We start from the raw sequence: 25,026 nt of genomic DNA on the forward strand, positions 1-25,026 counted from the left end.
CGTGATGTGTGCATCCGATAGCCCGGCGAGAGGAAAAGTGGCGCCCCTCACTGTGGCGGCGTCTCTCGTCATGGCGTCTCTTGGCCGACGCGCCCGGCGAGCTGCGCGAAGGAGAAGCCTTCTCCCGCCGCCGATTCGCGCAGAGCGAGACGCAGCAGCCGCGCCGGAAAGCAGATCGCCTCCACATTGGAGTCGCGCATGTCGCGCGGCCGCAGCGGATCATTGGCGAGCGAAAGCTCGACATCGACGAGCAGAGCGTCGATCTCCTCCTGTCCGAGCGCGCCCTTGTCGCGCAATGCGCCGAACAGCGCCGCGAGTATGGCGTAGACGCCTTCCAGCTGAAGATTGGCCGTGTTCATATGTCGCCTCCGGCGCCCCTTCAGCGTAACCGCCGGCGGGAGGATTCGATCCATCGGCGCGAGAATAATTCGCGCGCGGCAGTCACAGCGAGGAGTGAAGCGACAAAGCGATCCAGGAAACAACGAGGCGTCATCACGCGCGCTCCTTCTCCCGCAAGCGGGAGAAGGGCGCGCCCATGTCTTCAGTTTCGCCTTCAGTTCCGCGGTCTCGGCGAAGGGGAGCAATCAGCCCGCGCTCCAGCGCAGCACGGGCTTGCGCGCGGCGGCGGCCTCGTCGAGGCGACGGCGCGGGGCGTAGCGCGGCGCCTCGGTGAAACGGCGCGTCTCGCCTCGCTTCGCGCTGGCGATGAGATCGCGCAATGTCGCGACGAAGAGATCGAGCGAGCGTTTCGATTCCGATTCCGTCGGCTCGATCAGCATGGCGCCGTGAACGACGAGCGGGAAATAAATCGTCATCGGATGATAGCCCTCGTCGATCATCGCCTTGGCGAAATCGAGCGTGGCGACTCCCGTCCCCTCGAGGAAGCTATCGTCGAACAAGACCTCATGCATGCAGAGGCGATCACCGAAAGGCTGCGTCATCACATCGCGCAGCGCTGCGCGCAGATAATTGGCCGAGAGCACGGCGTCGCGCGACGCCTGCGCGAGCCCGTCCGCGCCATGCGACAAAATATAGGCGAGCGCGCGCACGAAAGTTCCGAACTGACCATGAAAGGCGCTCAGCCGGCCGAAGCTCTGCGCTCCATCGCCATGCTCGACGAGACGCAAAGTCTCGCCCTCGCGCAGCAGAAACGGAACCGGCGCGAAAGGCGCGAGACGTTCGGAAAAGACGACCGGACCAGAGCCCGGCCCGCCGCCGCCATGCGGAGTCGAGAAGGTTTTGTGCAGATTGAGATGCATGGCGTCGACGCCCAAATCGCCGGGCCGCGCCACGCCGGCGATGGCGTTGAAATTGGCGCCGTCGCAATAGAAATAGCCGCCCGCCTCATGCACGCGCCGCGCAATGGCGACGATATTGCGCTCGAACAATCCGCACGTATTGGGATTGGTGAGCATGATGGCCGCGACATCGGGGCCGAGCGTTTTAACAACAGCTTCCTCGCTCACCACGCCGTCTGCGCCGGCCTCGATCACGCGCGGCTGAAAGCCGAGCAGAGCGGCGCTCGCCGGATTTGTGCCATGCGCCGATTGCGGAATGAGAACCACCTTGCGCGTCGCCGCTTCGCCGCGCGCTTCCAACGCCGCCTCTATGGCCATGAGGCCGCAGAGCTCGCCATGCGCGCCGGCTTTCGGCGAAAGCGCTATGGCGCTCATTCCCGTGAGCGTCAGCAGCCAGCGCGACAGCTCCTCCATCAGCGCCAGCGCGCCCTGCGCCGTCGATTGCGGCTGCAGCGGATGCAGATCGGCGAAGCCCGCGAGCCGCGCGACTTTCTCATTGAGACGCGGATTATGCTTCATCGTGCAGGAGCCGAGCGGATAGAGGCCCGCGTCGATCGAATAATTCTTGCGCGACAGACGCACATAATGGCGCATCGCCTCCGGCTCCGAGAGGCCGGGCAGGCCGATCGGCCCTTTGCGCTCGAGCGCGCCGAGACGCGGCTCCAAATGCGCCGGCTCTTCGATATCGACGCCGCTCGTATCCGTGCGGCCGATCTCGAAGATGGGCGGCTCCTCCTGATCGAGCCCGCGATTTCCCGAGAAGGTCTCGAAAGCAGAATCTTTCGGATGATCGAGCATCAGAGCGCTCCTCTCATTGCGGCGACGAAAGCCTCGCGATCTTCCACCGTATCGACCTCGGTGCTGGCGACGATGAGGAGATCATCGAGCCCCGCTTGCGGCAGCAGGCGCGAGACCGGAACGCCCGCGAGCACGCCCTGCTCTGCCATGGCCTCGACAAGACGCGCGGCGTCGCCCGGAACGCGCAAGGTGAATTCGTTGAAGAAGCTCTCATTGAGCGTTTCGACTCCGGCAACGCCCGCGAGCCGGTCGACGAGATCGATAGCGCTCGCATGATTGGCGCGCGCGAGACGGCGCAGGCCCGCTTCGCCGAGCAGGCTCAAATGAATGCTGAAGGCGAGCGCGCAGAGATTGGAGTTGGTGCATATGTTGGACGTCGCCTTGTCGCGACGAATATGCTGCTCGCGCGCCGAGAGCGTCGCGACATAGCCGCGGCGTCCATCGGCGTCGACGGTCTCGCCGATGAGACGCCCCGGCGTCTGCCGCAAATAGGAGTGCCGCGTCGCGAGCAGGCCGAGATAAGGGCCGCCGAAGGAGAGCGGATTGCCGAGCGACTGGCCCTCGCCGACGACGATATCCGCGCCCATCTCGCCGGGAGACTTCAGCAGGCCGAGCGAGACGACCTCGGTGAAGACGGCGACGAGCAGAGCGCCATGTCGATGGCAGGCCTCGGCTATGGGCGTGAGATCGCGCAGATTGCCGAAGACATCCGGCGTCTGCACGATGACGCAGGAGACGCTGTCGTCGATCGCCGATGCAATATCTTCCCGCGCGCGCACATCCGGCGCCAGCGCGACGATCTCATCGCCGGCGAAATGCGAGATGGTGCGCAGCACATCGGCATAGTGCGGATGCAGTCCGCCGGAGAGAATCGCCTTGCGCCGCTTGGTGATTCGATGCGCCATCAGCGCCGCCTCGGCGCAGGCGGTGGAGCCGTCATACATAGACGCATTGGCGATCTCCATGCCGGTGAGCATGGCGACCTGCGTCTGGAACTCGAAGAGATATTGCAGCGTGCCTTGCGATATCTCCGGCTGATAGGGCGTGTAGCTCGTCAGAAATTCCGAGCGCTGAATCAGATGATCGACGCTCGCGGGAATATGATGGCGATAGGCGCCGGCGCCGATGAAGAAAGGCGCGCTCGCGGCCGAGAGATTGCGCTTCGCCATGGCGGAGAGCAGACGCTCCACCTCCATCTCCGATTTGGCGCGCGGGAGATCGAGCGGGCGATCGAGCAGCAGCTCAGACGGCACATCGGCATAGAGCGCCGCGAAATCGGCGACGCCGATCGCATCGCGCATGTCTTTGCGATCGACATCCGTCAAGGGCAGATAGCGCATGGCTCATCCCTCGCTTTCCAGAAAGGCGCGATAGGCGTCCTCGTCCATCAGCTCTTCGAGCTCGGCGGCGTCGTCGATGCGCAAGGTCAGCAGCCAGCCTTCGCCGAGCGGCTCCTTATTGACGAGATCGGGCGATGATTCGAGGCGGTCATTGATCGCCACCACCTCGCCGGAGATCGGCGCATAGATTTCGCTCGCCGCCTTCACGCTCTCGATCGTCGCCAGCTGCTCGCCCTTGGCGACGCGCTTGCCCGGCGAGGGCAGCTCGACAAAAACGATGTCGCCGAGCTGCGACTGCGCAAAATCGGTGATGCCGATGATCGCAATGTCGCCTTCGACGCGCAGGAAGTCATGGTCCTTGGTGTAGCGCTCGCCGCTCATGATCTGTCCTTTCCGGCTGTGCCGCGGAAAAAGCGATGGGGAACGAAAGGCAAAGGCGCGACCTCCACCGCGACGGGCCTGTCGCGAAGGCGGCTCTCCAGCATGACGCCGGGCGTGGCGAAGGATTTTTCGACATAGCCCATGGCGATGGGACGCGAGAGCGTCGGCGAATGGCCGCCGGATGTGATTCGGCCGATGATTCGGCCATCCGGCGCCGCCAGCGCCGCGCCCTCGCGCAAGGGCGCGCGGCCTTCCGGCAGCAGGCCGACGCGCAGGCGCGTGGGGCCATGCTCCAGAGCGGCGCGGATGCGCTCATAACCGGGGAAGCCGCCCTGCTCGCGCCGACGCTTGCCGATGGACCAGGCGAGGCCCGCCTCGACCGGATCGGTCGTCGCGTCGAGATCATGGCCATAGAGGCAGAGGCCCGCCTCGAGCCGCAACGAATCGCGCGCGGCGAGGCCGGCGGGCGCGACATCGGGATGGGCCAGCAGAGCCTCCGCCAGCGGCTCGGCGAGATGATTGGGAACAGAAATCTCGAAGCCATCCTCGCCCGTGTAGCCGGAGCGCGACACGAACAGGCCGGCGCCGCGAAACTCTGCGGCGCGCCAGCCCATGAAGGGCATGTCCTCGAGCTCCGGCAGGACCGTCGCGAGCGCGGCGGCGGCGCGCGGCCCTTGCAGCGCGATCAGCGCGCGGCCGGTGAGAACCGAAAGAGCGAGCTGCGGCAGCTCCTGGCGCAGAAGCGCGAAATCTTGGGCCTTGGCCGCGGCGTTGACGATGAGCAGCAGCCGCTCGTCGCGGCCCGGCAGGCGCGTGATCATCAGATCGTCGAGAACCCCGCCGTCCTCCGCGAGCAGCTGGCTATAGCGCGTGCGCTCGGGCGGCAGCTCCGCTATGGCGGCGGGGACGAGAGATTCGATGCGCTCCGCGGCGCCGCGGCCGGCGAGGATCGCCTGGCCCATATGCGAGACGTCGAAGAGGCTCGCCTTCTCGCGGGTGTGAATGTGCTCGGCGACGACGCCGGCCGGGTAATGCAGCGGCAGCTCATAGCCCGCGAATGGAGTCATTCGCGCGCCGAGAGCGCGATGCAGCGCATCGAGCGGCGTCTTTTCGAGCGGCGTGGGAATGCGTGGGGCGAAGCTTTCGCTCAAAGGGCGCTCCCGACAGATCGGCGTTCCGCATTGGGCGGATCGCTCCGCCCGGCTCGCGCCCCCTCTGTCTGGAGACCTGAGAGATTTCCCTGCAGCGCAGGTTACGCCCTTCGGTGGGCGCGGATGGGCCGCGCCGCTTTCCAGAGTGTCTCTTTCCTCGCGGTCCTTTTGCCTGAGCGTTTCCGGGGCGGTTGCGCCTTCGGCTCCGGCGCGAGCGCCGGCCTCTCCCGCGAAGATCGTCGAGACACTTCAAAAGATGAGATCGAAACGCGCGGTCGTCAAGCCTTACCGGCGACGAGAGCCTGCGTCGGTCGGTCGCGCCCCGAAAGGGGCGGCCTCATTCTTCGCAGTCGGTGGACAAGACGACCTCGTCGGGCAGTCCCGCCATGACGCTTTTTTCCAAATTCACCCCGACGAGACGGGCCAAGGCTCCGTCTCCCTCGAGGATCACCACGGCTTCGCTCGGCATGTCCTTCAGCACTTCGATCAATTGCGCGACCGTCATCGAACATCCTCGCGTCCATTTTCCGACGCGCCGACGCGCGGCGCGTCGGTCGCTCTCAGCCGAATTTGAACAGCACGCCATAGCCGCCGCGCGGATAATTCCACACGATATCGCCCTGCGGCTCACAGAGAACACGACAAGTGCCGCATTCCAGACAACCGTCCGGCGTGATCTCGACCTGGCCCGAGGCGTTCTGCTCATAGCAGCCGGCCGGGCAGATCTTGGTCATCGCCACGAGATTCTTGGACGGCGTCGTGTGCGGCTGCACGACGATATGGGGTTTTCCTTGGTCGACGAGATAGCGGTTCTGGAACAGCTTCTCCTCGACTCGCGCAGCTTGCGTCGACATCGCGATTCCTCCTCTCAGCGCCAGGCGCGCGCCAGACGCCATGCATCTCCGAACAATCCCGTCAGCGAGCGCTTCTCACGGAAAGCGCGGACCGACGCCTTTTCCTTCTCGATCTTCGGCGTGCCGTCGACGCGTAGGAAATTCTCCATCGCCTTCGACACGAGTGTCGGATAGGTGAGGAAGAAATTCTGCGCCTGCGTGTGCAGCAACGCCGGCATATCCTTGTATTTCTTCAGATCCTTCATGACGAAGCTGTCATCGAGGAATTTTTTGTAGAGCGCCAGATTCTGCTTCGTCATCGGATCGCGGCGGGACTTCACTTGGAAAATCGCCTCGCCCGCGAGCCTGCCGGACGTCATAGCAAGATTCGAGCCTTCTCTATGGATGGCGTTGTTGAGCTGCGCCGCGTCGCCGACGACGACCCAACCATCGCCGAACAGCTCGGGAATCGTGTTGAAGCCGCCCTCGGGAATGAGATGCGCGGCATATTCCTTGACTTCCGAGCCCTCGAGCAGCGGCGCGATCGACGGATGCTTCTTGAAGTTCTCCAGCATGCCGTACGGCGTCTCCTGGTTTTCGGCGAAATCCGACACCAGGCAGCCAAAGCCGACAGAAATGCTCTCTTTGTTCGTGTAGACGAAGCCCATGCCGGTCATCCCCTTGGAGATGGTGCCGGCCGCCTCGATCACGACGCCCTCGTCGCCATGCAGATTGAAGCGGGCCTCGAGCGTCTCGCGCGGCAGGAAGTGCATTTCCTTCACCGCGAGCGCGACATGCTCGGGCCGGGGCGTCGGCCGCAGCCCGGCGCGCGCGCCGAGCAGTCCGTTGACGCCCTCCGCCAGCACGACGACATCGGCGAAGACCGTGCCGCCGGCGCGATCCGTGCGCACGCCGATCACCTTGCCGTAAGCGTCGCTGACCAGCTCGGTGACGGTCGTCTCGCTGATGACGATCGCGCCCGCGCCCTGCACCTGCTTGTTGAACCAGCGATCGAACTGCGAGCGGATGATCGTGTAGCGGTTCGGCTTCTCCTCGTTGAAGTCGTCCGAACGATATTGCATGCCCGTATGCGAGCGATCCGTCATCATCCAGAACCGCTGCTCGATGAGATGCCGCTCGAGCGGCGCCTCCTCGCGGAAATCCGGGATGATCTTCTCCAGCATGTCGGCATAGAGAATGCCGCCCTGCACATTCTTGGAGCCGGCGTATTCGCCGCGCTCCAGCTGCAGGACGTTCAGACCGCGCGAGGCCATCGTATAGGCTGCAGCGTTGCCGGCCATGCCGGCCCCGATGACGATCGCGTCGAATTTTTCTTCGATCATGATGATCTCCTCGGGTTAGCCGGCGAGCCGGTCTGCGTTCTCGGGCGAGAGACGTTTGCGGAAAGCTTCGGTCAGCGCCGGAAGCAGACGAATGGCGTCGGTCACTATGCCGATATGCGCGAAATCGAAGATCGGCGCATTCTTGTCGGTGTTGATCGCGACGATGCAATCGGCGCCTTCGACGCCGACGCGATGCTGAATCGCGCCGGAAATGCCGGCGGCGATATAGAGCTTGGGACGGATCGACTTGCCGGTCTGGCCGATCTGACGATCGGAGCTGATCCAGCCCTTCTGCACCAGAGGACGTGAGCCGCCGAACTCGGCGCCGAGCACGGTCGCGAGATTGCGCACCAGCTGATAATTCTCCGCGCTCTGCAGGCCGAGCCCGCCGGCGACGACGACATCGGCGAAAGCGAGATTGCTCTTCGCCGACTCGCGGTCGGGGATGAACTTCAGCAGCTTGGTGATGATCGTGTCTTCGTCGAGATCGGCTTTGAACTCGATCACGCGGCCTGTGCGCGATTCATCGCGCACAGGGGTCGGCAGCTGACGCGGACGCACGGTCGCCATCTGCGGCCGATAGTTCAACGTATAGATCGTGCACAGCAGCGAGCCGCCGAAGGTCGGACGCGTCGCCGCCAGCGAGCCGTCGGCGTCGACCGCGAGCTCGGTGCAATCGGCGGTGAGGCCGGTGAGCAGAGTCGTCGCCACGGAGCCGGCGAGATCGCGACCGAGCGTCGTCGCGCCGAGCAGCAGGATCTCCGGCTTATGCGTGTTGACCAGCTGCGTGACGGCCTTCGAATAAGGCTCGTTGCGATAATCGCCGAGGATCGGATCCTCGACGAGATAGGCGAGATCCGCTCCGTAGAAGAAGGATTCGTTGACGGCCTTGCGCGTGGCTTCGCCGGGCGCGCCGAGCACGACGGCGGCGAGATCGACCTTCAGCTGATCCGCGAGCTTGCGGCCGGCGCCGAGCAGCTCCCAGGACACCGGATGCACCTCGCCGCGCTCCAGCTCGACGAACACCCAGACGTGCTTGTAGCCGCGGAAATGCTCCGGGAGCTCCTTTTTCGCGCTGGCGCGGCTCTGCTGCGGCGCGGCGGGGGCGGGCTTGTCGGACATTTTCGCTTCTCCTTTAGAACCCACTGGCCAGTTTCGTCATGTCTTCCTCGAGCGCAGGGTGGCGCTTGAAGATCGCCTCGATCAGCACGTCGGCGGAATCGCCCGCGTTCTTGCCCGGCTCCACAAAGGCGGCGCGATCGGTGCGCTGCGGCGGCGCGAAGACCTTCTTCACGATCGTCGGCGATCCTTTCAGCCCGCATTTGCCGAGGTCTTCGATCTCGGCGTCCTTCGCGCTCCAGGTGATGATCTCGGCGCGAGCGGCGCGCAGCGAATCCGAGATGGAGCCGCGACGCACCTCGTTCGTACCCTCGAGCATGGCGATGAGGCAGGGCATTTTCGTCTTGAGGACTTGCGTGCCGCCTTCCGCGCGACGCTCGATCACGACCTCGCGCTTCTCCTCATCGGCTTCGACGATTTTGGAGACATAAGTCAATTGCAGAAGGTTGAGACGCTTCGCCACACCCGGACCGACCTGCGCCGTGTCGCCGTCGATCGTCTGCTTGCCGGTGAAGACGAGATCGAGATCGCCCCAGGTCTTCTGAATCTTGCCGATCGCCTGCGCGAGCGCATAGGTGGTCGCCAGAGTGTCCGCGCCGGCGAAGAAACGATCGGTGAGCAGAATCGCGCGATCGGCGCCGATCGCCAACGTCTTGCGCAGCGCGTCGGCGGCCATGGGCGGACCCATGGTCAAGGTCGTGACCTCGCCGCCGAATTTGTCGCGCAGCTTCAGCGCTTCCTCCAGCGAGAAGAGGTCATAGGGATTGATGATCGTCGGCACGCCCTGCCGCATGATCGTGTTGGTGACGGGATGCACGCGGATCTGGGCGCTGTCGGGAACCTGCTTGATGCAGACCAGTATCTTCATGTGTCTCTTCCTCTCGCCATCCCGACTGGTGTTTCGATCTTCATCCGTTCGACGTCGTGACCGTTGTGAGCGGCACGAAGGGCTTCTTCGGCTCTTCCTTCGGCTTTACCGCGTCCTTGTGCACTTTGAAAAGCCGTTCTTCGATCGGAGACGATTTCGTGAAGTCCTGATAGGCCTTCGCGAGAAACTCACGGCAGGCTTCGCGCACCTCGTCGTCGGACGCGCCCTCGGGCGCCGCCTTGTGAAGATACTCGCCCATGCGTCGCAGAATATGCAGACGTGAGTGCCGCACGATGTTGGGGTCGTATTCGACGCCGAGAAGGTCGAAGAATTCCTCGGCCGCCGACAATTTGCGCAGATCGTCCAATATGCTCATGGCTTGTTGTCTCCGACTTGCCGATGGGAGCCTTCGCTGACGCGCACTTGTAGATGTGCGAGCCGTGCTTCGAGAAAATCGATGCGGTCGATGAGCACGGAGATCGCGTCGCCGACCGGATCGGGAATGAGGTGATGCTCGAGATCGATGCGGCCATCCACGCCCGAGCGGCGTCGCTGCTCGCGCACCACGCGGCCCGGAATGCCGACGACCGTCATCTCCGGCGGCACATCCTCGATGACCACCGAATTGGCGCCGATGCGCGCGCGCGGGCCGACGCTGATCGGCCCGAGAATCTTGGCGCCGGCGCCGATCAGCACGCCATCGCCGACCGTCGGATGGCGCCGGCCCGCGGACCAGGAGGTGCCGCCGAGAGTGACGCCATGATACATGGTCACATCATCGCCGATGGTCGCCGTCTCGCCGATGACGACGCCTGCGCCGTGATCGATGAAGAAGCGCACGCCGATCGTCGCGCCGGGATGAATGTCGATATTGGTGACGAGACGCCCGAACCACGAGAGCGCGCGCGCCGAAAACTTATGACCGTTGCGCCACAGGCGATTGGCGATGCGATGCCATATCAGCGCGTGCACGCCCGGATAGAGCAGCACCACCTCGAGCGTGCTGCGCGCCGCCGGATCGCGCTGCGCGACGCAGCCGACATCCTCCCGAATCTGCGCGAGCAGACCTTTGCTAGGCGCGACGCGCGGCGTGTCGACGATCGAAATGGGACTCATGACACGCCTCCGACATCATGCCGCGCCGCCAGCGCCGCTTCCGCCTGCGCACGATCGACGAGGCGAATGAGCTCGCCGCGATTGACCGGACGCTTCTGGTCCAGCGCGCGGCGCTTGACGTGAGCGAGCAGGCGCGCGGCCGTCTCGCGGTCGAGATCGACGCCGATCTCGGCGCATTTCTTCTGAATCGCGCTCAAGCCCGAATGCTTGGCGATGACGATGCGGTGCCGTCGCCCCAGCCGCGCGGGATCGAGGCCCTGATAGGTGCGGACATCCTTCATCAGCGCCGCGACATGAATGCCCGATTCGTGCGTGAATATGTCGGAGCCGACCACCGCCTTGGCGCGGCCGATCTTGCGGCGCGCCGCCGCCGCCACGAGCCGCGCGACGCCTTGCAGGCGCTTGAGATCGATATTGGTGCGCCCATGCGCGACATGGCCGAGCGCCAGAGCGACCTCCTCGAGCGCCGCATTGCCGGCGCGCTCGCCGAGGCCGAGCATGGTGACGGAGGCATGCGTCGCGCCGCCGCGCACCGCGGCGAGCGTGTTGGCGGTGGCGAGGCCGACATCGTCATGGCCGTGAAACTCGATCGGTAGATCGGTCTCCTCGCGCACGCGACGTATCGACTCGTAGGTGGCGAAAGGATCGAGCGTTCCGAGCGTGTCGGCGAAACGGAAACGCGTCGCGCCGGCCGCCGCCGCGGCGCGGGCGATGCAGCCGATGTCGCGCGGATCGGCGCGCGAGGAATCTTCGCCGCCGAGCGCGACGGTCAGCCCCTTCGATCGCGCATAGGCCACGACGCGCTGCACCCGCGCCGCGGTGCCATCGACATCTGTCGACAGCTTGACGCCGATCTGCAAGCGCGACATGGGCGACGACACATTCACATGCGCGACATTGGCCGCGAGCGCCGCGTCGACGTCGCTCTCGCTCAACCGGCACCAGGCCATCACTCGGCACGGCAGGCCATCGCCGGCGATAGCGGCGATCGAATCGATCTCGTCCCGGCCCATGGCCGGCGTCCCCGCCTCGATCTCATCGACGCCGAGAGCCGCCAGCGCGCGCGCGATCGCGAGCTTTTCCGCAGCGGTGAAGGCGACTCCCGGCGCCTGCTCGCCGTCGCGGAGCGTCGTGTCATTGATGAAGATGCGGGGTTGGTCGCCGTTCACGGGAGCCGCCTGTCACGCAAAAACGGGCTTGGAGTCGTTGGTCTTCTTCTCTGCATCCGCCCAGAAAGGCGACATCTCGCGCAGCTTCTCGACAATCCCCGGCAGCGCTTCGACGACGCGATCGACATCCTCCGAGACATTGTCCCGCGAGAAGGAGAAGCGCACCGCGCCATGCAGCGCGGCCTCGGGGATAGCCATCGCCTTCAGCACATGGCTCGGCTCCATGGAGCCGGAGGTGCAGGCCGAGCCCGAGGAAGCGGCGACGCCCCCGCGATTGAGATGCAGCAGGATCGCTTCGCTCTCGACATATTCGAACGCGATATTGGTGGTGTTGGGCAGACGGTCATGGCGATCGCCGTTGACGATGCAATTGGGAACGCGCTGCAGAACCGCTTTCTCCAGCCTATCGCGCAGCTCTTTCACGCGGCCCTGCTCCTCCGCCATATGCTGAAGCGCGAGCTCCGCCGCCTTGCCGAGACCGATGATCGCCGGCACATTCTCAGTGCCGCCGCGACGCGCGCGCTCCTGATGGCCGCCGCGGATCAGCGGCTTGAAACGCGCGCCCTTCTTCACATAGAGCGCGCCGATTCCCTTCGGACCATGCAGCTTGTGGCCCGACAGCGACAACATGTCGATCGCGCTGTCCTTGAGCGAGATCGGGGTCTTGCCGACAGCTTGCACTGCGTCGGTGTGGAACAGAGCGCCATGCTCCTTGGCGAGCTCGGCGAGGCCTTCGACCGGGAAAATCGTGCCCGTCTCGTTATTGGCCCACATCAACGAAACGACGGCCACCTTGTCCGACAGGGCGGCGCGATAGGCTTCTATGTCGAGCTGGCCAGAGCCGTCGACGCCGATGAAGTGAACCTTGGCGCGGCCGGTCTTCTCGAGATGCTCGCAGAGCGACAAAATTGCCGGATGCTCGACCTTGGACGTCACGATCTCGTTGCGATCCGGAAGCGCCTCGAGCGCCGACAAAATCGCGGCGTTGTCGCTCTCCGTTCCGCCGGAAGTGTAGATGATCTCGTGATCATGCGTCGCGCCGAGCAGCTGCTGAAGCTGCTGCCGCGCGGCTTTCACCGCGGTCCCGACTTCCGCCCCGAAAGAGTGAGCCGAAGAGGCGTTGCCGAAATGCTCCGTGAAGAAGGGGAGCATCGCATCCACCACCGACGGATCGGTTCGGGTGGTCGCGTTATTGTCGAGATAAATCGCCTTCATGACGCACTCCTCAATGAGCGTTGCGACCGACGGGGATCACGCGGATCGGCACGCCCAATTTGGCCATGAGCCGCTCTTGAATTCCCGAGACGGTGACGCTCGCCATTTGACAGCCGACGCAGGCCCCCGTGAGGCTGACGAGCACATTGGAGCCGTCGACGTCGATCAGCTCGCAGTCGCCGCCGTCCTTGCGCAGATAGACGCGGAGGTCCTCGATCGTTTCCTCGATCAGACGAATCTTCTTCAGATTCGTCATCCCGGCCGAAGGCGGAGGAAGGGGCGAGGCAGGGGAGAGCGGCGAAGATTCCGCGGCTGGCCGCACGATCGGCTTCGCCGGAGCCGGAGCCGGAGCCGGCGCCGTCGACGCGGCCCGCACGGCGGCGCTGAACAGATTGAGCGAGCCCGGCCGAGGCGCGACCGGAGCCGGAGCGGCCGCCACCGTCTCTGGACGTGCGACTTCCGCCACCTGCGGAGCCGCCGAAGCGGCAGCCGCGGCCGCAGCCTCGGTCGCTACCCGCAGCAAGATATCCTCGATCTGCTCATAGCAGGTCGTGCAGCCGGTGCCCGCCATGGTAAAGGCGCCGACCTGTTCGACCGTCGACAGACCATTGTCGCGGATCGCGCGCTCGATCGCCCGCGCATCGACGCCGTGACATTTGCAGACGAGCGCCGCCTCCTCATGCTCCGGCCGCCAGACCTCGCCACGAAAATCGGCGATCGCCGCTTGAAGCGCCTCATGCCCCATCACCGCGCAATGCATTTTCTCCGGCGGAAGGCCGCCGAGAAAATCCGCAATGTCGCGATTGGTGAGCGCCCGCGCCTGCTCGAGCGTCTTGCCGATGACGAGCTCGGTCAGAGCCGAGGAGGAAGCGATCGAAGAGCCGCAGCCATAGGTCTGGAACTTGGCTTCGAGAACGATCTCCGTCACAGGGTCGATATGGAGCATCAGCTTGAGCGCATCCCCGCAGGACAGTGCGCCGACCTCGCCGACCGCATTGGCGCCGTCGAGAACGCCTGCGTTCTTCGGGTTGAAGAAATGCTCCTGGACCTTGTCGGAATATTCCCACATCGCCGCTCTCCCCGTAAGACGATCAGCCGAACGACTTGCCGCAGGAACAGCTGGATTTGGCCTGGGGATTGTCGAAGGTGAAACCCGCGCCCTCGAGACCGCTGACAAAATCGACGCGCGTGCCGTCGAGATAGGCGAGCGAGCCCTCCTCCACGAAAACCTTCACGCCGTCGCGCTCGAAGACATGATCCGCAGGGTTGCTCTCATTGACGAGACCCATCGTATACTGGAAACCTGCGCAGCCGCCCGCTTCGACCATGATGCGCAGACCCTCGACCTCCTGCCCGGCGCCCGAAATTGCCGAACGCACCGCGTTCAGCGCGTTGTCTGTGAGTTCGATCATTTGCTTAACCTCTTCCCGGAAAACTATCCGTCACAGAGGAAGCAACCGCTATGCCACACGAGTTTGCCATCGTGAATCAGTCGATTCGAACGGCTCGCGGCTGTTCGCATTCCCACATTGTCAGAGTTCCGACACGGATGGCGATTGTGCTTCTATTTGCACGAAATTCCGCGATTTCAGCGGCCTTTCTCGCAGAAAGACGGCGCCAAACCTCGAGATCGTTCAGGAATTCGAGGGCTTGCCGTGGGACAACCGAGCCAAGGCGCTCTCGCCACTCTCGTCGCCGAAACAGTCGTGGAAATCGCTGCACTCCCGGCATGTCGGCGCCGCGCAGAGGACGAAGCCTTCCATCTCGCACAAGGAACGATAAAGGAACTTTTTCCATTTCATATGATTGACGTTGCGCGATGCGAGGCTCGGAAAGCGTTCCTGCATCAGACGGCCGAGCTCGTCTCTTTTGGCGAGACCGAGATCCTGCCACAAATGCCGCGGCGACATAGCGCGCTTGGCGAGGATAGCGGCTAGCCAAGCGGACTCGTCCGACGAGTCACCGCGAAACCTCAGCAATAATTCTCGAATTTGATCTTCTTCATCGTCCAGCTCGATCGCCTCGGGCTCTGACGCGAGATCGAGCAGGGAATGCGCCTCGGGCGCCCATCGCTCGATCAGACACGTCAAATCCTCGCGCCCGAGCGCAAGCGACTGAGCGAGCCAACCGGGCCGCCCTGCCGCCTCGCTCAAACCGAGAGCCAGCACGCAGCAGAACATATGCGCAGTAAAAGGGTCGTCGCGTCCGAAATCGCTCGGACGCGACCGCAAGCGTACGTAAATGTCAGTCACATCCAGGTCGGGCTGCGGAAGCCCGCTCTCCGCTCGACGATCCTCGGAGAGAAAGGCCATCGGATCAGCCGACCAGCTCGTCCACAGGGACGTGCGTCTGGCAGTCCTTCGGACAGACCTTGGAACACGCCGAGCAGCCGATGCAGTCCTGCTCTCGTTCGACCTTCATGATCTTGCGATTGAGCTCGCCGTCGAAATCATCATCGTCGTCGTCGGTGACGATTCCGAGGATGGTCCCCTCCGCGTCGACGCCGTAGAGCGCCATCACGTCCTGCGGACAAACCTTGAAGCAACGTCCGCAACCGATGCAGGTCGCGGGGTTGATGTTGGTGAGGTAGGACGGCGTCCAATCGGCGCCGCCTCTGGTCTTGAACGCCCCCATCACGCCGTCTCCAATTCCTTGAGCTTCTGGCGCGCGGCCTCCAGAGCCGAATACGCCTCATAGGTCTCCTGCGCGACGGTGAGAATCGTGCCCCAATTGATAGGCAGCTCTTCCGAGAGGTCGTGCAGATTCATCTTCATATTCGTCGCTTTGGCGGAGAGCTTCTTGATCTCGGCCTTCAGCTCGTCGACGGAGCTCATTTTCCACTCTCCTTCGAAATCAGTAACGGGCGACTTCGGGGAATTTCTCCACCATCTCGACGCCGGCGTTGACGAGCTTGGTGCCTTCCTCGGCGAGCTTGTCGAGATTGTCGAAGCCGAAACGATGAACGTCGCGCAGCTGCTTGTTGACGACGATGAGGCGTCCCGCGATCAGAACCTGACGGCCGAAGCCCTCATGGCTCATCTTGATCATCGGCTGAACCATCACGCCGGTCGCGCGCTCGATCGACAGAGCGATCGCGTTGTAGAACAGCTCGACGCGCCAGAGGATCTCGGGGTCGGGATCGCCGATCAGCGGCAGAGCCTTACGCGCTTCCTTGTCCACGATATACGGCTTGATGAGATCGAGATCTTTCTTGTTCTCCCAGGTGCCGTGCGTATCCTGCGCGCGCCACTGCTTGATGAGCTCCTTGATGAAGATGCTCTCGGCGGCATTAGTCGCCGTAATCGTCTCGGTCTCAGCCATTTGCAGCCTCTTCTTCGAAATCGAAGGTACGTTCCTGCCCCTTCGTGATCACCTTGCGCAGCCACGGCGGCGGCGCGCCCTGCAGGACAACCTTGAGCTTCTCCAGCAGATCGACGATGTTCTCGGGCTGCGGCACCTTCATCGGATGAATGCCAGACGCCACCACACGCGCAGCGCCCGAGCCGCCGATCGCCGCGATGTAGAGAATCGCGCAATCCTTGATCGCCTCTAGCTTGGGCTGAAGCTTGTCTTCGTTTCCGTCTTCCTGCAGATCGCCCTGGAACTGAATCGTCTCGACCAAGCTATAGCCATCGGCCGTCAGCTCGTAGATCGCGATATTCTTCGCCCAACCGAAATGGGCGTCGACTCGTTCGAGGTCTTGGGTGGCGAATGCGACTTTCATGCTGCCTCCTCGTGGTCAGGCCATCGCGGTAAGTTGGACCAGCTCGGGGGCCGGCTCCCCCCCGAAATGCGTGACATTCTCTTCCTCGCGGCGCCAGGTGTCGGGACCCGGCTCGTGCGCCTGTGAGATGAACATATTGCCGATGTTGAAGATCAGCGTCCGTGTGCCTCTGTAGCCGACCGTCAGCTCATGACCGGCGCCGAGACGATCGAACGTCGGAAGGCCGAGTCTGAAGAGCGGCACGCCGAGACGTTCCGACGCTTGGCGCCCATGCGAATGCGTCATGATCAGATCGGCGCCCTTGGAACGATTTTCCAAATCTTCGAGATCGCCGATCAGAACCTCGTCGATCGCCAGCTTTTCCAGCACCGCGGAATGCGTCGTCGTCACCGCGGCCGTGACGTCCGCACCCATCTCGATCAGCCATGAACCGATCGCAAAGAGAAGATCGGGCTCGGCGCCGATGGTCACCTTTTTGGCGCCGAAATGGAAATGTCCGTCGAGCATCGCGTCGACCAGCTGCCCTCTCTGCCGCTTGAACTTCAACGGCACAGGACGGCCGCTGATGCGAGAGAGAAACTCGATAAGCTCATCATTGGGCGCAAGGCCTGTGAGGCGATCGAAGAGAACAAAAGGCACCCCGGCGCGACGCTCCAAAGCCGTCGCCGCAAGGCGCATCTGCTCTCCCACCGCGATCGTCCAAGCGGCGGAGCCCATTTGGGCCATAGCTTCCCGAGACGTGCCGCCGAGCGTTGTCGGCGTGAAGTCCTCGGGCAGGTGTCCGTCGAGCGAGCCCGAGAGATCGGGCAGAAAGGTCGGCTCGAGCCCGAAGCTCTCGATAATGTCGCGCAGCTCGTCGATATCGCCGGGCGTGAGGTGGCAGCCGGGCAGAACGTTCACCCGCTGCGACGCACGCTGAGATGGTGTCTCATTCGCAGGCACGAAAGCCTCGATGAGCTTTGCGACCGTCTTGCCCCAACCGTCCTGGAACGCGTCCTTGAAGTCCGGCGTCGACACATAGACGATGCCCATATGATCGAGTTCGGGATGACGCTGGCGGATGAGCTGAATGTATCCGTCGACGTCGTCGCCTTTGGTCTCGGTCACGCCCGTCGAGCAGATGCCGATGATCTCTGGCTTGGCGCGCTTCGCGATATTGACGACCGCCTCCTCGACATTCTCCAAACCACCCAACACAGTGGCGACTTCACTCATCGCGGTCGTCTGAAGTGGGATGGCTTCGCGAAAATGTCGAACAAACAGCACAAGCCCAAAAGATGTGCACCCCTGAGACCCGTGCAGCAGCGGCATGCATCCCTGGACACCCATGAAGGCGAGCGCGCCGCCGATCGGCTGGCTCATCTTCAAGGGATTGACCGCGCAGGCCTTTTTTGAAACTTCGACTCTAGCCATCGGAGCGCCTCACGCCGCTTTCGATGCAGGAACCGCGCCACCGGCGTTGGCTGCTTCGATCATCTGTTCCATTGTGTCGCGGCATCCGCCGCAACCCGTGCCTGCGTGGGTCGCCTCTGCCAGCGCGTCGACTGTCGTTAACGAACCCGCCGCAATCGCATCCTCGAGCGCCCCGACATTCACGTTGTGGCATTTGCAGACGCGTTTCTCGCGACGAACCTGCTCGGCCTTGACTGGATCGGCCGCCAGCTCGGCCGCTTCGGCCGCAATCGCCTCATTCGCGCGCTCTTCCCAGGTTTTTTCCTGCCACGGCGGCGGGCGACGAACCTGCTCCCAAACCGGATTGAAGAGCGCCTTGTCGATCTCGTGCACGAGCTCGACCATGCCTTCATAACCGGCATAGGCGTGATGACGCTCCTGGTTGATGTCGAGCCAGGGCATCTTCGCCTTGAGCGCAATGAACTGCGAGCGGCCGCCCGACAACATGATATCCGCCTGCGCGTCTTTGAGCATTTTATACATTTCGCGCGGCGTCATATCGTCGATCATATGGGCGTCCTGACCCATCAGCTCCTTGATGCGCTCCTTGTCCTCCTTGGTGGACTTCTTGACGCTGGTGCCGACGAGCTCCATGCCGGCCTCTTGCAGCGCGGCGACGACGGACCACGATTTGACGCCGCCCGTGATGAGCAGAACCTTCTTGCCCGTGAGGCGCTCCTTATAGGGCGCGATACGCGCCCAGGCGCGCGCTTCCTCGCGCTCGATCACGGCTTCGGTGCGGTCTTTCAGCTCAGCCGGAGCGCCACGCTCGACGAGCAGGCGCGCGATCTCGCGAAGCGAGTCGCTCATATCGCCGATGCCGTAGAATGACCCCTCGAAGAAGGGAATGTCGTAGCGCTCCTCCATCTTGCGGGCGACATTGATCATGGCTTTTGAGCAAACCATCATCGACGCTTTGGCGCGATGGGAATAGGCGACCTCATTATATTTGCCATCGCCGGAAATGCAGGACAGGATGCGAATGCCGAGCTCGTCGAGCAACGGCTTCACCTGCCACAGCTCGCCGGCGAGATTATATTCGCCAATGATGTTGATATCATAAGGCGTCGTATATTCCGGCTCCTGCGTCCCGATCACATGTTCGAGAATCGCCTCGCCCGCGAGCTTGTTGCCGAGATTCTTCGGCCCGACGAACCCGGGCGAGTTCACCGGAATAACAGGCTTGTTGAATTTTTTCGCAGCGGCCTTGCAGACCGCTTCGATATCATCGCCGATCATCGCCGGAACGCAAGTCTGATAGACGAAGACCGCTGGCGGATCGTATTTGTCGATGATCTCTTTGATCGATTTGTAGAGGCGCTTCTCACCGCCGAAGACGACGTCGGTCTCGCCGATATCCGTCGTGAAGCCGGTGCGGTAGAGGCTGGAGCCGGATGTCTTGGCTCCGCGATTGTCCCAGGAATTGCCTTCGCAGGCTATGGGACCATGAACGAGATGGGCGACGTCGGTAATGGGCTGGAGAGCGATCTTGGCGCCGTCGAAAGCGCATCCACCGGCTGCGGCGCCTGGCGCCAATTGCTTCGTGCAGCCTTTCTTTCGCTCTTTCTCAGATTTGCCCTTGTTCTTGTCGCAACCGGGCTCGTTGAAAACTTCTTGAACTTTTGCGGCCAGCGTGCTCATCCGCGCCTCCTGCAATGGCCATCGCCTCCCACTCGGCGCACTCATTGCGCTGGCGCGGCGATCGACCCGACGGATCAGGCTCTTGTTGTTCCGCCGGGTCGATTGCGACCCGGCGGAAGCTCGTGAATGTCAGCGAATAATGTCGAAGCTGTAGTCCGACTTCGCGACGACGTTGGTGTTGCGATCGATCTCGTCGAAGACCTTGTCGAGCAGCCACACCAGGACGTTCAGGCCGCCCTGATAACCCCACACCGGATAGCGGTGATAGTGGTGGCGATCAAAGACCGGGAAGCCGATGCGGATCAGCGGCGTGCCGGTGTCGCGCTCGAGATACTTGCCGTAGGTGTTGCCGATCAGGAAGTCGACCGGCTCCGTGAACAGCAGCGAACGCATGTGCCAGAGATCCTTTCCAGGATAGGCCGTGCAGTTCTTGCCGAAGGGCGAGCTGGCGAAGAGAGCGTTCATCTTCTCTTCCCACAGCTTGCCGCCGTTGCTGGCGAGCACGGTGATCGGCTCGGCGCCCAGCTCCATCAGGAAGGCGGCGAGGCCGTAGCAGAGATCCGGATCGCCGTAGATCGCGAAACGCTTGCCGTGCAGATGCGCGGACGAGTCGGCGATCGCATCGACGAGGCGGCCGCGCTCGCGCGTCAGCTCCTTGGAGATCGGCTTGCCGGTGACTTCCGAGACCTTCATCAGGAACTCGTCGGTCGCGCGAACGCCGATCGGATGATGGAAAGAATAGGTCTCCTGGCCGCTCGCGGCGATCAGCGGCAGCGTCTTCTCGGTGGAGAAATGCTGCATCGAGAAGGTAGCCTTCGCGTTGATCGCATTGGCCGCGTCCTCGAGCTTCGTCCCGCCGTCATACATGCGGAACTCGCCATCGGTGGGCGTATCCCACACATCGCTCGGATCGCCGAAGATCGTGTATTCGACGCCCATGGAGTCGAATATGCGCTTCACTTCACGAATGTTGCCGACCACATAGCCGTCGAAGCCGCCGATGAAGTTGATCGAATTGTTCGGAACGCGCTCGAGCTTGGGAGCCGTGCCCGCCTTGCCGTTCCAGAAATGCTCGACAATGCCCTTCATCACATTGTCGTAGCCGGTGACATGGCTGCCGACGAAGGCCGGAGTGTGAGCGAACGGAACGTCGTAATCGGCCGGGACCGAGCCCTTTTCCTTCGACGTCTTGATGAAGGCGTTGAGGTCGTCGCCGATGACTTCCGCCATGCAGGTGGTGGAGACGGAGATCATCTTCGGCTTATACATATTATAGGTGTTGGCGAGGCCGTCGATCATGTTGTTGAGGCCGCCGAACACCGCCGCGTCTTCCGTCATCGAGGAGGAGACGCAAGAGGTCGGCTCCTTGAAGTGACGCGAGAAGTGCGAACGATAATAGGCCACGCAGCCCTGCGAGCCATGGACGAACGGAATCGTCTGCTCGAAACCGAGCGAGGCGAACACCGCGCCGAGCGGCTGGCAGGCCTTCGCCGGATTGACGGTCAGAGCTTCGCGAGCGAAGTTCTTTTCCTGATACTCTTTCGTCTTGGCCCACTCGCGGACGCGCTCGACTTCGGCGTCGGGGTGATGATTCTCGAACTCTTTCTTCTTCTTCTCGAACATCTCGAGATATTCCGGCTGGCGGAATAGGTTGAAATGGTCGAGGACGTTATCTGCATTCTGTGGCATGTCGATTCCCCTCGTTGTCCGCGAGCGCCCGCCCTCTCGGACCGAGGCGGCGACCCGGCCTCGGTCTCTCGAACGCGAACGGGGAAAACCCCGTTCGCGAAGAGAGCGTTTGCAACTCAGTCGATCAAGCCGCCCACGGCGCCTTGGCGAATTTCCAGACCGGCGAGTTGATCGCCATGTCCATGTCGCGAGCGAAGATCGCGAAGCCGTCATAGCCGTGATACGGGCCGGAGTAGTCCCAGCTGTGCATCTGGCGGAAAGGAACGCCCATCTTCTGGAAGACGTACTTTTCCTTGATGCCGGAGCCGACCAGGTCGGGCTGGATCTTCTCGACGAACTTCTCGAACTCGTAGCCGGTCACGTCGTCATAGATCAGCGTGCCGTCCTTCACATAGTGAGTCGTGCGCTGATAGTCGTCGTTGTGGCCGAACTCATAGCCGGTGCCGACGATCTCCATGCCGAGATCCTCGTAGGCGCCGATCACGTGACGCGGGCGGAGACCGCCGACGAACAGCATGACCTTCTTGCCTTCGAGGCGCGGACGGTACTTGGCGATCACAGCGTCCATCAGCGGACGATATTTGGCGATGACGCGCTCGGCGCCTTCCTTGATCTTGTCGTCGAAGTGGCTGGCGATCTTGCGCAGCGACTCTTCGATCTTCGACGGACCAAAGAAGTTGTACTCGACCCACGGAACCCCGTACTTTTCTTCCATGTGACGGGAGATGTAGTTCATCGAGCGATAGCAGTGCAGCACGTTGAGCTTCGCGCGAGGCGTCGCCTCGAGCTCGGCGATGGTGCCGTCACCCGACCACTGCGCAACGACGCGGAGGCCCATCTCCTCGAGCAGAATGCGCGAAGACCAGGCGTCGCCGCCGATGTTGTAGTCGCCGATGATCGCAACGTCGTAAGGCGTCGATTCGAAGAGAGCGGGCTTGCCCTCCATTTTGTCGAACACCCAGTCGCGGATCGCATCGTTGGCCAGATGGTGGCCGAGCGACTGCGACACGCCGCGGAAGCCTTCGCAGCGAACCGGGACGATCGTATGGCCGTTGTACTCCTTGGTTTTTGCCTTGGAGACGGCCTCGATGTCGTCGCCGATCAGGCCGATCGGGCACTCGGACTGGACGGAGATGCCCTTGTTGAGGGGGAACAGCTCCTGGATTTCGTCGATCAGCTTGGCGAGCTTCTTGTCGCCGCCGAACACGATGTCCTTCTCCTGGAAGTCCGAGGTGAACTGCATCGTGCCGAAGGTGTCGATGCCCGTCACGCCGATGTAGTAGTTACGACGAGACGCCCAGGAATACTGACCACAGCCGACCGGGCCGTGGCTGATGTGGATCATGTCCTTGATCGGGCCCCACACGACGCCCTTCGAACCGGCGTAAGCGCAGCCACGGATCGTCATCACGCCGGGGATCGACTTGATGTTGGACTTAACGCCGCAGTCCGGCTTGCCATCCTCGAACGTGCCGAGGTGTTTCGCGCGGCGCTTGGCGGTCTTCTCAGGATAAACTTCGAGAACCTCTTTGATCAGCGCCTTATTGCGCGCCTTGAGGTCTTCGATGGATTCGGGTTGAGCCAGGCTCATGACGCCATCCCTTTCTGATTAGCCTTTGTCTGAAAGATCGGCCCGGCCCCGTGCGAGGCCGGGCCGCTAGCTTTCAAACGGATTACGCGATCGCGGCGAGCTCAGCGGCGCTCTTGCCGACCTGCGACTCGTCGACGGCCTTCATGACGCCATGCTCCATGAGCAGGTCTTCGAGCTCGTCCATGGTGATCGGGGTCGGGATGATGCCATTGCCCTTGTTGGCATGGACCTTCTCGGCCAGCGAACGATAGTGACCGGCCTGCACGGAATCGGGCGCATACTCGATGACCGTCATGCGGCGCAGCTCGGCGTGCTGAACGATATTGTCGCGCGGCACGAAGTAGATCAGCTGGGTGCCGAGCTTCTTGGCCAGGGACTCGGCCAGCTCGTACTCCTTGTCGGTCTGGCGCTCGTTGCAGACCAGCCCGCCCAGGCGCACGCCGCCGGAGTTGGCATACTTCAGAATGCCCTTGGAGATGTTGTTGCCAGCATACATGGCCATCATCTCGCCGGACATGACGATGTAGATCTCCTGAGCCTTGTTCTCACGGATCGGCATCGCGAAGCCGCCGCAGACCACGTCGCCGAGCACGTCATAAGAAACGTAGTCGACGCCGTCGTAAGCGCCCTGCTCCTCGAGGAAGTTGATCGAGGTGATAACGCCACGGCCAGCGCAGCCAACTCCCGGCTCCGGACCACCGGACTCGACGCAACGGATGTCCTCGAAGCCGACCTTCATGACGTCTTCGAGCTCGAGATCCTCGACCGAACCGGCCTCGGCGGCCAGGGAGAGGATGGTGTCCTGAGCCTTGGCGTGAAGGATCAGACGGGTCGAGTCGGCCTTGGGATCGCAGCCGACGATCAGGATTTTCTTGCCCTGCTGGGCGAGAGCCGCGAGAGTGTTCTGGGAGGTGGTGGACTTGCCAATACCGCCCTTGCCGTAGAACGCGATCTGTCGAAGTTCTGACATTTCTGTCTCCTTAAGATACCGTTTCATTGCGATCGGCGCGCACGGTGCGCAGGCCGAAGTCGTCTTTACCGACCGAGCCCGGCGCCGGTTGCTTGATCGCCCCCTTGGTGATCGGGGCCGCCCAATCCGCAGCCACTCGCCTTGCGGACCCTGTCTCGCAAGCGGCGTGCCAGACTTTCCGGACGGCGTTATATTGCGTGAATTCAATTGCTTAAAGAGGACAACCGCGCCCCCGAATGGGGGTGTGTCAAAGCCGACAGTCATGCGCGGAATCGGACGAAGCGTATTTAGCGACAGGCTGGTTCGGAACTATTGTAAGATTCAGACGCGCATCGACGTCATTGTCGGAATCGGGACGGCATGTCGATTGCTTAGAAAGCGGGCAGTCAAACTACGGAGCAGACGAGATGCAAATCGGCGTCGAAACGTCCAGGGCGGTCGAAAACAAGCGCATTTTCGTCGTCGACGACGACGAGATCATTCGGGCGGCGCTTCAGTTCATGCTGCACGACGAATATGAGACTCATGAGATCGGAAGCCTCGACGCCGCCTTCGACAAGGCCGCCTCGGCAAAGCCCGATCTTTTGATTTTATCGGAAAATGTCGTGAAGGCGGCAGGCCTTCCTATTTTGAAGGAAATTCCGCAACGCATATCCGGCGTGAAGGTGCTGGTGATCGTAGACTCGCTGCAGAGCGGCTTCGGTAAAGAGAGCCAGGCGGCGGGCGCTCACGGCTATATCGTCAAGCCTCTGACGGTCGAGTTCGTGCGGCAGAAAGTGGACGTTCTTCTCGGCCGTCGGCAAGGAGTCGCCATTCCGTTGACGGTTCTCTGACATCGAGCGAACGCATTCACGAGGCCATTCAGGCCGGAGCGCTGGCTCCGGCCTTTTTGCTTTCGGCGTCCATTCCGCGCATGTTACAAACGCAAACGCCCGCGGCGACCGCGGGCGTTTGCGCATTGTCTCGGCGTCGTTGTCAGAGCTGTGGCACGATAATCAAGCGCTCGACAGGATTTCCGTCGATGAAATGCGATTGAACGATTTCATCGATATCCGCCTCCGTCCGCGGCGCATACCAGACGCCTTGCGGATAGACGACCATCAGCGGGCCGGCGCGGCAGAAGCCGAGGCACCCCGTCGCCGTCATCGAGACATCCGGCAAAGGCTGAGCCCCGAGCTTGGCCTGCAGCCGATCCCACAAAGGCTTCGCGCCGGAAGTGGTGCAGCTCCCACGCGGATGTCCCGGCGGACGTTGCTGAAAGCATGTGAACACATGGTATTTGAACACGACCGGAAGTTCTTCGAGCATTTTCTTATCCTGGATTTGAC

At 62.7% G+C, this 25,026-nt stretch carries 28 protein-coding genes and 1 riboswitch; of the genes, 1 reads left to right on the plus strand and 27 read right to left on the minus strand.

Annotation, left to right across the window (positions count from 1 at the left end; genetic code table 11):
* Window positions 1-68: 68 nt before the first annotated feature.
* The 26 genes from K369_RS16420 to nifH all read right to left on the minus strand — a co-directional run bounded on the left by K369_RS16420 (window position 69) and on the right by nifH (window position 23,698).
* Entirely contained in the window at window positions 69-359 is a 291-nt protein-coding gene (locus K369_RS16420; protein ID WP_036292509.1) for a hypothetical protein, read from the minus strand.
* Between the two features lie 225 nt (window positions 360-584).
* The gene (gene gcvPB, locus K369_RS16425; RefSeq protein ID WP_036292511.1) at window positions 585-2,096 is read right to left on the minus strand and encodes an aminomethyl-transferring glycine dehydrogenase subunit GcvPB; all 1,512 of its coding nucleotides are present in this window, start codon (window positions 2,094-2,096) and stop codon (window positions 585-587) included.
* Window positions 2,096-3,436, minus strand: a complete 1,341-nt coding sequence (gene gcvPA, locus K369_RS16430) for an aminomethyl-transferring glycine dehydrogenase subunit GcvPA (RefSeq protein ID WP_036292513.1) — start codon at window positions 3,434-3,436, stop codon at window positions 2,096-2,098. The genes gcvPB and gcvPA overlap by 1 nt, the downstream gene beginning before the upstream one ends.
* Window positions 3,437-3,439: 3 nt before the next feature.
* A complete protein-coding gene (gcvH, locus tag K369_RS16435) occupies window positions 3,440-3,817 on the minus strand; it encodes a glycine cleavage system protein GcvH (protein WP_036292515.1) in 378 nt (125 codons plus the stop codon).
* A complete protein-coding gene (gene gcvT, locus K369_RS16440) occupies window positions 3,814-4,968 on the minus strand; it encodes a glycine cleavage system aminomethyltransferase GcvT (protein ID WP_051949344.1) in 1,155 nt (384 codons plus the stop codon). The genes gcvH and gcvT overlap by 4 nt, the downstream gene beginning before the upstream one ends.
* A gap of 150 nt (window positions 4,969-5,118) precedes the next feature.
* Window positions 5,119-5,208, minus strand: a riboswitch (glycine riboswitch).
* 97 nt (window positions 5,209-5,305) lie between these two features.
* A complete protein-coding gene (locus K369_RS27250; protein WP_018267940.1) occupies window positions 5,306-5,473 on the minus strand; it encodes a hypothetical protein in 168 nt (55 codons plus the stop codon).
* A gap of 55 nt (window positions 5,474-5,528) precedes the next feature.
* A complete protein-coding gene (locus K369_RS16445; protein ID WP_024881116.1) occupies window positions 5,529-5,822 on the minus strand; it encodes a ferredoxin family protein in 294 nt (97 codons plus the stop codon).
* A 14-nt stretch (window positions 5,823-5,836) separates the two neighbouring features.
* On the minus strand, window positions 5,837-7,144 hold the full coding sequence (locus K369_RS16450; protein ID WP_018267938.1) for an FAD-dependent oxidoreductase: 1,308 nt from the start codon (window positions 7,142-7,144) through the stop codon (window positions 5,837-5,839).
* Window positions 7,145-7,159: 15 nt separating this feature from the next.
* Window positions 7,160-8,266, minus strand: a complete 1,107-nt coding sequence (locus tag K369_RS16455) for an electron transfer flavoprotein subunit alpha/FixB family protein (protein ID WP_036292517.1) — start codon at window positions 8,264-8,266, stop codon at window positions 7,160-7,162.
* Window positions 8,267-8,279: 13 nt separating this feature from the next.
* Complete coding sequence (locus K369_RS16460; protein ID WP_018267936.1) at window positions 8,280-9,131, minus strand: electron transfer flavoprotein subunit beta/FixA family protein; 852 nt, start codon at window positions 9,129-9,131, stop codon at window positions 8,280-8,282.
* 40 nt (window positions 9,132-9,171) lie between these two features.
* Complete coding sequence (gene nifW, locus K369_RS16465; RefSeq protein WP_018267935.1) at window positions 9,172-9,507, minus strand: nitrogenase stabilizing/protective protein NifW; 336 nt, start codon at window positions 9,505-9,507, stop codon at window positions 9,172-9,174.
* Window positions 9,504-10,247 (minus strand): serine O-acetyltransferase, encoded by a 744-nt coding sequence (gene cysE, locus K369_RS16470; protein WP_036292519.1) that lies wholly within the window; start codon window positions 10,245-10,247, stop codon window positions 9,504-9,506. Before cysE ends, nifW begins: the two co-directional genes overlap by 4 nt.
* Window positions 10,244-11,416, minus strand: coding sequence for a homocitrate synthase (nifV, locus tag K369_RS16475; RefSeq protein ID WP_036292520.1), 1,173 nt, complete (start codon window positions 11,414-11,416; stop codon window positions 10,244-10,246). Before nifV ends, cysE begins: the two co-directional genes overlap by 4 nt.
* A 12-nt stretch (window positions 11,417-11,428) precedes the next feature.
* Window positions 11,429-12,631, minus strand: coding sequence for a cysteine desulfurase NifS (gene nifS / locus K369_RS16480; RefSeq protein WP_036292522.1), 1,203 nt, complete (start codon window positions 12,629-12,631; stop codon window positions 11,429-11,431).
* Window positions 12,632-12,641: 10 nt separating this feature from the next.
* Window positions 12,642-13,700 (minus strand): Fe-S cluster assembly protein NifU, encoded by a 1,059-nt coding sequence (gene nifU / locus K369_RS16485; protein ID WP_036292524.1) that lies wholly within the window; start codon window positions 13,698-13,700, stop codon window positions 12,642-12,644.
* 22 nt (window positions 13,701-13,722) lie between these two features.
* The gene (locus K369_RS16490) at window positions 13,723-14,043 is read right to left on the minus strand and encodes an iron-sulfur cluster assembly accessory protein (protein ID WP_024881123.1); all 321 of its coding nucleotides are present in this window, start codon (window positions 14,041-14,043) and stop codon (window positions 13,723-13,725) included.
* Between the two features lie 222 nt (window positions 14,044-14,265).
* The gene (locus K369_RS16495; RefSeq protein ID WP_036292526.1) at window positions 14,266-14,943 is read right to left on the minus strand and encodes a nitrogen fixation protein NifQ; all 678 of its coding nucleotides are present in this window, start codon (window positions 14,941-14,943) and stop codon (window positions 14,266-14,268) included.
* Window positions 14,944-14,947: 4 nt separating this feature from the next.
* On the minus strand, window positions 14,948-15,265 hold the full coding sequence (gene fdxB, locus K369_RS16500) for a ferredoxin III, nif-specific (RefSeq protein WP_084570701.1): 318 nt from the start codon (window positions 15,263-15,265) through the stop codon (window positions 14,948-14,950).
* The gene (locus K369_RS16505; RefSeq protein WP_018267927.1) at window positions 15,265-15,465 is read right to left on the minus strand and encodes a CCE_0567 family metalloprotein; all 201 of its coding nucleotides are present in this window, start codon (window positions 15,463-15,465) and stop codon (window positions 15,265-15,267) included. Before K369_RS16505 ends, fdxB begins: the two co-directional genes overlap by 1 nt.
* Window positions 15,466-15,484: 19 nt before the next feature.
* Window positions 15,485-15,952, minus strand: a complete 468-nt coding sequence (locus tag K369_RS16510; RefSeq protein WP_036292531.1) for a NifX-associated nitrogen fixation protein — start codon at window positions 15,950-15,952, stop codon at window positions 15,485-15,487.
* Window positions 15,945-16,355: a nitrogen fixation protein NifX gene (gene nifX, locus K369_RS16515; RefSeq protein WP_036292532.1), complete on the minus strand. Its 411-nt coding sequence runs from the start codon at window positions 16,353-16,355 to the stop codon at window positions 15,945-15,947. The genes K369_RS16510 and nifX overlap by 8 nt, the downstream gene beginning before the upstream one ends.
* 15 nt (window positions 16,356-16,370) lie before the next feature.
* Window positions 16,371-17,768, minus strand: coding sequence for a nitrogenase iron-molybdenum cofactor biosynthesis protein NifN (nifN, locus tag K369_RS16520; protein WP_036292534.1), 1,398 nt, complete (start codon window positions 17,766-17,768; stop codon window positions 16,371-16,373).
* A gap of 9 nt (window positions 17,769-17,777) precedes the next feature.
* Complete coding sequence (gene nifE / locus K369_RS16525; RefSeq protein WP_036292536.1) at window positions 17,778-19,448, minus strand: nitrogenase iron-molybdenum cofactor biosynthesis protein NifE; 1,671 nt, start codon at window positions 19,446-19,448, stop codon at window positions 17,778-17,780.
* A 129-nt stretch (window positions 19,449-19,577) separates the two neighbouring features.
* Complete coding sequence (gene nifK, locus K369_RS16530; RefSeq protein WP_036292538.1) at window positions 19,578-21,137, minus strand: nitrogenase molybdenum-iron protein subunit beta; 1,560 nt, start codon at window positions 21,135-21,137, stop codon at window positions 19,578-19,580.
* A 124-nt stretch (window positions 21,138-21,261) separates the two neighbouring features.
* On the minus strand, window positions 21,262-22,728 hold the full coding sequence (gene nifD / locus K369_RS16535) for a nitrogenase molybdenum-iron protein alpha chain (RefSeq protein WP_024881132.1): 1,467 nt from the start codon (window positions 22,726-22,728) through the stop codon (window positions 21,262-21,264).
* Window positions 22,729-22,810: 82 nt separating this feature from the next.
* Window positions 22,811-23,698 carry a nitrogenase iron protein gene (gene nifH, locus K369_RS16540; RefSeq protein WP_036292540.1) on the minus strand — a complete coding sequence of 296 codons (888 nt, stop codon included), beginning with the start codon at window positions 23,696-23,698 and terminating at the stop codon, window positions 22,811-22,813.
* A 407-nt stretch (window positions 23,699-24,105) separates the two neighbouring features.
* Between nifH and K369_RS16545 the strand changes: the two genes are divergently transcribed.
* Window positions 24,106-24,531, plus strand: a complete 426-nt coding sequence (locus K369_RS16545) for a response regulator (protein WP_036292542.1) — start codon at window positions 24,106-24,108, stop codon at window positions 24,529-24,531.
* 142 nt (window positions 24,532-24,673) lie between these two features.
* Here the strand turns inward: K369_RS16545 and K369_RS16550 are convergent, their stop codons facing one another.
* On the minus strand, window positions 24,674-25,006 hold the full coding sequence (locus K369_RS16550) for a ferredoxin (protein ID WP_024881135.1): 333 nt from the start codon (window positions 25,004-25,006) through the stop codon (window positions 24,674-24,676).
* Window positions 25,007-25,026: the final 20 nt, after the last annotated feature.

Source organism: Methylosinus sp. PW1 (assembly GCF_000745215.1).
In the GTDB taxonomy this organism is placed as follows: domain Bacteria; phylum Pseudomonadota; class Alphaproteobacteria; order Rhizobiales; family Beijerinckiaceae; genus Methylosinus.